Consider the following 6,658-nt stretch of genomic DNA (forward strand, 5'->3'; position numbering starts at 1 on the left):
CCCCCACCCCGGCTACTCCGCGGCGCTGTCCCCCGGCCGGGGTGGTTTAATTCACTTTCTCTGCCCTTTCCACCCCCCGGCGCCCCCCCCCCCCCCCTCCCCGAGGGGAATTCGCCCGCCTGTCCGGCGAGCGCTCGCGCACCTCACGTCGCGGGCCGCGACCCCCGGCACCCCACGACGCGTGCGCACGCCCACCATGCTGCTGTATACGGCGGGAAATCTCACTGTCTCACACCGAATTCGGTGGAAAAGTCAGCACCGGGCAGGGGCGCGGACTCAGGGAAAACCCTGAACGGACGCGAAAGCCGAACGGTCCGGCGATCTTTCAGGTCGTCCGCTCCCGCATGACCCGCCCGATCAGCGCCCGCGCCTGCCTGCCGGTCACGGCCTGGCGGGCGAGCGTGTCGAACGCGCGCCCGTAGACGGCGATCTCGCGCGGCTGGGTGATGGTCAGCTCGGCCGCGGTGCCCTCCACCATCACCAGCCGGTTGTCGAACACCACGAAATTCGTCGACACCACCAGCGCCTCGGCGGTGGCGGGCACGATCCCGATCGTCACCCGGGGCATCCCGATCAGCGAGGACAGCCGGTCGAGCTGGCCTTCCATCACCTCGTCGTCACCGACCGTGGTGTGCAGGGCCTGCTCACCGATCAGGAAGTGGAACAGATGGTCGCGCCGATACAGGATGCGCTGGCGCTCCATGCGTTTGGCGACGGCCTCCTCCACATCGTCGGGCACCTGGTGGAATTCGATGCCGCGCCGCAGTTTCGCCGCCGCGTATTCCGCGGTCTGCAACAGCCCCGGCACGATCTGCGGCTGGTAGTCGCGGATGACCGAAGCCGTGGACTCCAGGTGCAGTGATTTCTGCTGCCTGCGTTTCAGGCCCGTCCCGAGGATCTTGCGCCATTCCAGATAGGCGATGTCGATGCTGTGCAGCGAGGCCAGCAAGTCGGCCAACTGGTCCTCGGCGTCACAGTGCAGGCAGTAGGCGCGGATGTCGTCGTCGGAGGGCCTGATCCGCGCGAACTCGATCTTGGACACCTTCGACTCGTGCCAGCCCGCAAGCTGCGCCAGCCTCCGGTTGGTCAGCCGCGCGGCGACCCGCAGCTCCCGCAGCCGCGCTCCCAGCGCCGACCTGGCGTCGTGCACGTTGTCGGTCACGGCGCGCGATACTCCTCGTACGGGGTGGCCACGTCCCACAGCCGGTCGCGCACCGCGCGGCAGTGGGCGACGAGACCGGGGTCGGTGGTCACCGCGAGCCCGGCCGGGCCGTCGTGTTCGTCGGTGAGGTTGAACACCACCCGCCGGTCGTCGAGCAACCACCAGTCGTCGGCGGGCACCTCGCCCGCCCGGTCGCGCGGCACATACCGGATGTCCTCACCCGCGGCGGTATTGGAATCGGTGACCGACAGCAGCCAGCGGTGGTAGTCCGAGTGCGGCACGCTCACCACCCGCACCCGGCGCACCGCGACCCCGCGCCCGGTCGTCTCCCGCACCAGCGCGTTCCACCTGGCCTTCGGCTCGTCCGGCAGGGCGGGCTCGCCGGACAGGAACCGCTGCAAGCGCGCGGTCTCCGCGGGAACCGCGTAGGAGTCCCGCGACTCCAGATGGAACGCGTCGGATTCGCAGCCGCGCAGCAGGGCGGCCCAGTCCGGCGGGTCAAGCGGAAGGTAGCGCACCGAAGTACGTCCTTCGCGACTTCGGCACCTCGATCACCGTCTCGTTCGGTGCCAGATCGAGTTGCGCCAGCGTGTCCGGCTCGGTCACCGGCCGTCCGGTCAAGGTGAACGTCCCGCGCCCGGAATCGGTGAGCGCGGCCCCGATGAACGTGTCCGGCTCGGTGAATCCGGTCAGCAGGTGCGGGATCTCGATCGTCGCGACCCTGCCCGTCTCCCAGCCCTGCACCAGATAAGTGCCCTTGTCGGTGGCGTACAGCGTCGGGCACCCACCGAGATCCGAACCGCCTTTTCCGAGGAACTGCACCCGCATGTCTTCCCCTGTCCGTGTGAGCACAAACATGTTCGTGGCAGCACATGATGCCCGCTCCCGGCGCCGAATACCCGCAGTTGAGGGCGAGTCGTGCAAACTCGTGCTCACTTCTGGCCGGTGACCATGATCACTTCGTACCGTGCTACTCAGCACCCGGTGCCGACACCGGTGCCGATCATGCGAGGAGACAAGCGTGCTGCGCTACTACGTCAAAGTCCACTGCTGCGGACCCGAGTGGCTCGTCCACGTCCCCGCCGTGGACCGCTGGACCGTGACCTCGGACAAACGATCCATCGAAGCCACCGCCCGCGAACTGATCGCCGACCTCACCGGCAAGAACGCCGACTCCTTCACCATCGACCTCGTAGCGGGCCGAGCCATCGGCTCCCCCGCGGAATTCGCCCCCGCCTGCAAGGGAGCCCTGCGCCCCTGGCGCCGCACCTCCCCCGCGTGAGCGGCGCCCTGCGGAATCGTGCTCAGCTGACCCGGGACAGGCTCTTGCGGTAGAACTCGTGCCGTGCGTGGTCGGCTTGCCCAGTGAACGCTAGAAAGTCACCGAGCTTGTATGCCACTTCTGAGCCGGCTTCCTTCTGGAGGATCTCGAAATCTTTTTGCAGCAGAGAAACGGCCATGGAGATGCGACGGTAGGTTTCCGCGCTCGACAACTGCAACCCAGCCTTCTGAGCGATCTCGCCAGCTGTCAGGTAGCCCTTGTGCGTGCGCAGGATATGGATGATCGGGTCGGTGACGGTGGCCGGCTCCCGGTCGACAGCTTCGCCTTCGTGCCGGAGCGCGGCGGCGATGGACGTTCCGAGCGCCCTGGCGACCGGCGGGGGGAATGCGTTGCCGATCTGGCGATACACCGCGGTCTTCCTGCCCTCGAAGCGCCATGCGTACTCGTGGTCTTCCGGCTTGCCTTCTTCGATCTCCCTGGCGTGCGCATCGTCGCGGATCATCAGCCAGCCTTGGAGCCGCGCAACCATCTCAACCGTGAGTTTGGGGCCGTATTCCGTCATCGGGCGCTTGTCATAGGGCGGGGCGGTGTCGTGTACGCCGTACGCGTCGACTCCCAGCGCTGCCCAGGCCCGCTTGGCGCGGGTCGGGCCGAGGTCTGCTCCGCCGTGTTTCTTGGAGCCGCCCACGATGGTCGGGGCGATGTCGTCGGCCTTCTTTGCCCAGGCTTGGGCCTCGGGCCAGTCACGGGCGGCCATCAGCGGCAATAGTGTCTCGCCGACGGTCTTTGTGGTGCCGACCGGCTCAGGCCAGCGGAAGTACCGGAAGTCTTCTGGACGCATGGCGATCAGCACGAATCGGGGACGGAGCTGAGGTACGCCGTAGTCGGACGCCTGTATCAGCCGCCACTCCGCGTGATAGCCGAAGGAGTGGAGCCGGTCGAGGACGTGCTGCCGGTAACCGGAGAACCGGGGCATGCTCAGGCCCCGGACGTTCTCCAGGAGAAGGGCGCGCGGCTGCAGGATGGCGACCTGCTCGACCGCCCAGGCGAACAGATCGCGCTCATCACCGGCTCCGAGCTGCTTGCCGGCGATCGAGAACGGGGGGCATGGAACGCCACCCGCGAACAGGTCGATCGGTTGGCCGCCGGGCCGCTTGCCGGGTGCATACATGCGCGGGTCGAAGACAGAGGTGTCGGCGACATCACCGACCAGGACCTTCCAGTCGCTCCGATTGAGTTCGATGGTCTTGGCTGCAGTCGGATCGAGTTCGACGGCCACCTCGTGCTCGAAGCCGGCGAGTTCCAGGCCGAGCGCCTGCCCGCCCGCACCGGCGCAGATCTCGATCACCCGCAGTTCCGTCATGCGCGTGTGGCCTTTCTGTGAGAGGTGAGACGCGGCCGCGATGCGGGATCAGTAGGGTTGGACTTCGATGCTGCGAACAACACGTCCGTGTGAGTGCGATGTCTGAAGTTCCTGCCGAAGCTGCCGCGTCGACCGCAGGCAACCGGCCGTATCCCCCGGCGTTGAACGAGGGCAGATCCCGCAATATGCGGGCGAATCGCCGGACCGATACCAAGCCGGAGGTCGAACTGCGCCGGGCGCTTCACCGGCTCGGTTACCGCTACCGCAAGGACCTGCGACTCGACCTCGGCGGGCGCAGGGTGCGTCCCGATATCGTGTTCACCGCCCGTAAAGTGGCGGTCTTCGTCGACGGGTGTTTCTGGCATGCCTGCCCGGAGCACGGGCGGCAACCCCGGACCAACGAGTGGTATTGGGCGCCGAAGCTCCGCCGGAACGTCGAGCGGGACCGCGCGGCAGACGCAGCGCTGGCGGCTGCCGGATGGCGCGTGGTCCGGTTGTGGGAGCACGAGCCCATCGGGACAGCCGTCGACGTGGTAGTCGACGTGCTCGCGGCGGCCACATCCGAACATGTGAGCGATACTAGGGCAACCTTCTCGAAGGAGGCCAAGCAACCGCCGCATGTCCGCTAGGTTCCGTCTGTGACCGCAGTCTTTCGCACGGAACTCCTCGGTTGGATACCGAGCAAGAAGAACAAGCTGGGCTGGCGATGGGTGCCGAACTCGGCCGATTCGGACAATGCGGTCAGCCTGCGGCTGGCTGCCTGCGTACTGAGTGAACTCGGACAGCCCAATCCCAACGACACCGGCATCCCGCCGGCCGACCCGCCGCCACGGAATCCCGGAGGACTGCTGGAAGTGCAGGTCGCGACGACACTGGCCACGGAACTTCCGAAGCTCGCCCCCGGCAGGCAATGGGTGATTCAGCGCGGCAAGAGCATCGTCGGATATGCCCAGTACGGGCATCTCCGTGGAATCGAGGCGGCTATCGAGAAGGATCCGAATCTCCGGGTCACGCTCGGCACCGATTACCTCATCACTCCGGATGTCCTCGTGGGACTCACCGGCACACCCACGTCTACGCCGCTGCCCTGGCTGCACGCGGCGCTGTCGTGCAAATGGACGATCCGGTCGGACCGTGTGCAGAACATCCGCCACGAGAACGGGAACATGATCCGGCACCGCCGTGGCCGCTTACCTCATCTGGTGACCGTGACCGCGGAGCCGTTGCCGTCCCGGCTTGCTTCCATTGCCCGTGGGACAGGAGAGGTCGACGCCACGTACCACATTGCGTACGACGAGCTGGCCCGTGCTGTGCAGGAAGTCGGCAACGACGGGCAAAAGGCGGCTTGGGAAGAAGTGACCGGGCAGGGGCGTCTGCTCGACTACCGTTTGCTCGCACCATCGCTGGTGGCGTGGTGACACCATGCCTTCTGACCCGCCTTGGACTCGTGACGAGTTGATCCTCGCGTGCGACATCACGATGCAGAACGGCTGGCTCGAGTTGCGCGAGCACGATCCCCGGGTGCACGAGTTGTCGCATCTGCTGCGATCGCTGCCGATCCACCCGCCCGAGCGGCGCGGGCCGGCCTTCAGGAGCGTGGGCAGTGTCTCGCGGAAGACGACCGACATCATGACGGCGCATCCCGCCTATCGGGGGAAGATGACCAAAGGCGGGAAGCTGACAAAACAGGTGCTGCTCGATTTCATCGCCGAGTCCGAGTTGATGCATCAGGCGGCCGAGACGATCCGGTCGATTGCGCCGGAGTCGCCGGCGGGTGAGGCGGTCGAGCCGGCGGGCTGGGATGTCGCCTTCGTGGACGAATGTCGATTTTCGCGAGGGAAAACTGCTGGCGGTGAGGCACTTCCGGCGCGAGCGTGACCGGAAGCTGCGCAGGAAGAAGATCGAACAGTTCCGGGCGATTCATTCGCGATTGTTCTGCGAGGTGTGCGGGTTCGATTTCGAGGATGTGTACGGCGCGCACGGTTCGGGCTATATCGAATGCCATCATGTTGTGCCGCTGCATGTTTCGGGAGAGACGACGACGAAATTGTCGGATCTGGTGTTGCTGTGTTCGAACTGTCACCGGATGATCCACTACCGGCCGCGGTGGCTCACGCCCCAGGAATTGAGCGGCATGCTCGGGGCGGCGAAGCGGGCTCCGGTCGATCTCGACGCGGTGCCGGAGTGAGCGTGTGGGCTCGGCGGAGCGGCGAATTCTGGTAGGGCTCACATCCAGTTCCGAGGGTGTGTGAAGGCGTGCGCCCGCACAATTCTCCGGGGGGTGTGAGTCTGTGCGTCCGCCGAGAGCGAACATCGAGTCTTTTTGCGCGGCAAAGCGGTTCGCTGTTGCTGCTTACGGCATGAAATAAGGCTCTGACCTGCGAAGGAGCGATTTTGCGAAGGTTGTGGAGTTTGCCATCACACCGCGCGGTCGGTGGTCGTTTAGCTCACATCGACCCCTGCTGTGGGTGGAGGAATCGGCGAACGCGTGGCAGGCTTGGAGCCAACGAGACCGGTGCACTGCACGTTACCCGGCTCGTCTACAGGAAAGTATGAAATGGCTCAAGGCATTGTTAAGTGGTTCAACAGCGAGAAGGGCTTCGGCTTCATCGCTCAGGATGGCGGCGGTCCCGACGTCTTCGTGCACTACTCGGCGGTGAGCGGAACCGGTTTCCGTTCGCTCGATGAGGGTCAGCGCGTGGAGTTCGAGATCGGCCAGGGACAGAAGGGTCCGCAGGCCCAGGACGTCCGCGTCGTCGCCTGACACGTCGACTTCGCAGAGGCGCCCCCCCCCTACCCGGGCGGGGCGCCGCGGCCAAGACGCGGCCGATTAACCGCGGCGCGGCCGGCC

The 6,658-nt window shown here is 66.3% G+C and carries 10 protein-coding genes; 6 read left to right on the forward strand and 4 right to left on the reverse strand.

The genetic code is table 11. The features are described from left to right. Nucleotides 1-325: 325 nt before the first annotated feature. From QH283_RS06685 to QH283_RS06695, 3 genes are read right to left on the reverse strand one after another with little or no spacing between them, the layout of a single operon-like run. The gene (locus QH283_RS06685) at nt 326-1,162 is read right to left on the reverse strand and encodes a helix-turn-helix domain-containing protein (RefSeq protein WP_280502141.1); all 837 of its coding nucleotides are present in this window, start codon (nt 1,160-1,162) and stop codon (nt 326-328) included. Beyond that, nucleotides 1,159-1,680 carry a DUF6879 family protein gene (locus tag QH283_RS06690; protein ID WP_280502142.1) on the reverse strand — a complete coding sequence of 174 codons (522 nt, stop codon included), beginning with the start codon at nt 1,678-1,680 and terminating at the stop codon, nt 1,159-1,161. Before QH283_RS06690 ends, QH283_RS06685 begins: the two co-directional genes overlap by 4 nt. Beyond that, complete coding sequence (locus QH283_RS06695; protein ID WP_280502143.1) at nt 1,661-1,990, reverse strand: hypothetical protein; 330 nt, start codon at nt 1,988-1,990, stop codon at nt 1,661-1,663. Before QH283_RS06695 ends, QH283_RS06690 begins: the two co-directional genes overlap by 20 nt. Before the next feature lie 193 nt (nt 1,991-2,183). Between QH283_RS06695 and QH283_RS06700 the strand changes: the two genes are divergently transcribed. Next, entirely contained in the window at nt 2,184-2,444 is a 261-nt protein-coding gene (locus QH283_RS06700) for a hypothetical protein (protein ID WP_280502144.1), read from the forward strand. 22 nt (nt 2,445-2,466) lie between these two features. Here QH283_RS06700 and QH283_RS06705 read toward each other — a convergent pair whose 3' ends face one another. Next, nucleotides 2,467-3,807 carry a DNA cytosine methyltransferase gene (locus tag QH283_RS06705; protein ID WP_280502145.1) on the reverse strand — a complete coding sequence of 447 codons (1,341 nt, stop codon included), beginning with the start codon at nt 3,805-3,807 and terminating at the stop codon, nt 2,467-2,469. A 98-nt stretch (nt 3,808-3,905) separates the two neighbouring features. Between QH283_RS06705 and QH283_RS06710 the strand changes: the two genes are divergently transcribed. From QH283_RS06710 to QH283_RS06730, 5 genes are all read left to right on the forward strand, one after another. Beyond that, on the forward strand, nt 3,906-4,436 hold the full coding sequence (locus tag QH283_RS06710) for a very short patch repair endonuclease (RefSeq protein ID WP_280502146.1): 531 nt from the start codon (nt 3,906-3,908) through the stop codon (nt 4,434-4,436). Between the two features lie 9 nt (nt 4,437-4,445). Beyond that, nucleotides 4,446-5,225, forward strand: a complete 780-nt coding sequence (locus QH283_RS06715; RefSeq protein ID WP_280502147.1) for an NgoMIV family type II restriction endonuclease — start codon at nt 4,446-4,448, stop codon at nt 5,223-5,225. A 4-nt stretch (nt 5,226-5,229) separates the two neighbouring features. Further along, entirely contained in the window at nt 5,230-5,685 is a 456-nt protein-coding gene (locus QH283_RS06720; protein ID WP_280502148.1) for a hypothetical protein, read from the forward strand. Further along, complete coding sequence (locus QH283_RS06725; protein ID WP_280502149.1) at nt 5,660-5,995, forward strand: HNH endonuclease; 336 nt, start codon at nt 5,660-5,662, stop codon at nt 5,993-5,995. Before QH283_RS06720 ends, QH283_RS06725 begins: the two co-directional genes overlap by 26 nt. Before the next feature lie 369 nt (nt 5,996-6,364). Beyond that, nucleotides 6,365-6,571, forward strand: coding sequence for a cold-shock protein (locus QH283_RS06730; protein ID WP_280502150.1), 207 nt, complete (start codon nt 6,365-6,367; stop codon nt 6,569-6,571). Nucleotides 6,572-6,658: the final 87 nt, after the last annotated feature.

Source organism: Nocardia farcinica, from assembly GCF_029867845.1.
GTDB lineage: Bacteria > Actinomycetota > Actinomycetes > Mycobacteriales > Mycobacteriaceae > Nocardia > Nocardia farcinica_A.